Here is a 1248-nt window from a genome sequence, read left to right as displayed (position 1 = left end):
ACTGGGCTTCCCCCAGTTTCCCGGACACATCCAATGACATGATGTGTTCAGGAGATAGGCATGACAAGAACCCGAAGGAGCTTCACGGACGAGTTCAAACGTGAGGCGGTGAAGCTGTGCAAGCAGCCAGGAGCAACCGCCACGCACATTGCGCGGGACCTGGGTATTCAGACGAGCGTGCTCAGGCGGTGGGTCACGCAGGAGCGTGGCGGAGTGTTGGACCTCAGACCAAACCGACCGCTTCGAAGTGAGGCTGCAACGGAGGTGGAGCGGTTGCAACGCGAACTGCGCCGTGTGACCACGGAGCGCGACATCCTAAAAAAAGCGCTCGGCTACTTTGCAAAGGACCCGCAGTGAAGTACGGCTTCATCGCGCGGCATCGTAGTGTCTGGCCCACCCGCACCATGTGCCGGGTTCTGGCGGTCTCCCACAGCGGCTTCTATGAATGGATGGGCAGAGCGCCAAGCCAGCGCAGCCAGGACGACGCGAGGCTCACCCGCCTCATCCGAGAGAGCTTCGAGCTCAGCGACCGCACCTACGGCAGTCCACGCGTCTGGCACGACCTTCGAGCGCTGGGCGAGAGTTGCGGGATGAACCGGGTCATCCGGCTGATGCACCTGGCCAAGCTGCAAGCTCGCCACAAGCGACGCAGGCTACCAGGAGATACAGGCAGCAGGCTTGAGAGCCACATCGCGCCCAACCATCTGCAGCGCGACTTTGAGGCCAGTGGTCCGAACCAGAAGTGGGTGGCCGACTTCACCTACATCTGGACGGCCGAGGGCTGGCTGTATGCGGCAGCGGTGATGGACCTGTACTCACGCCGCATCGTGGGGTGGTCGATGAGCGACACCATGCAGGCCAAGATGGTGAGCGACGCTTTGTTGATGGCCCTTTGGCGGCGCGGCAAACCCAGCTCGCTGATGCATCACTCGGACCAGGGCAGTCAGTACACCAGCGACGACTTCCAGCAGCTGCTCAAGGCACAGGGCATCACCTGCAGCATGAGCCGTCGTGGTGAATGCTGGGACAACGCCGCGATGGAGAGCTTCTTCTCATCCATGAAGACCGAGAGGCTCAGCCGCAAGGTGTACCGGACAAGGGAAGAAGCCAGGTCCGACGTGTTCGACTACATCGAGCGCTTCTACAACCCGGTGCGCAAACACTCAAAGCTAGACTTCCTCAGCCCAGTCGACTTTGAGCAAGGCTTAATGGGCTAAGCAAACCGTCCGGGAAACTGGGGGAAGCCCA

Annotated in this window: 1 protein-coding gene; it reads left to right on the top strand. The window is 61.1% G+C overall.

Annotated elements, in window-relative coordinates; genetic code table 11:
- The first annotated feature begins 60 nt into the window (after positions 1-60).
- A protein-coding gene (locus M3149_RS22615) for an IS3 family transposase (protein ID WP_155885299.1) occupies positions 61-1217 on the top strand; the annotation gives its coding sequence in 2 pieces (ribosomal slippage) (positions 61-328 and positions 328-1217; 1158 coding nt in all).
- The last annotated feature ends 31 nt before the right edge of the window (positions 1218-1248 follow it).

It is taken from the genome of Hydrogenophaga intermedia, assembly GCF_023715105.1.
GTDB lineage: Bacteria > Pseudomonadota > Gammaproteobacteria > Burkholderiales > Burkholderiaceae_C > Hydrogenophaga > Hydrogenophaga intermedia_A.
The sequence above is the reverse complement of the archived record's forward strand: the minus strand, read 5'-3'. Positions and strand labels throughout refer to the sequence as shown.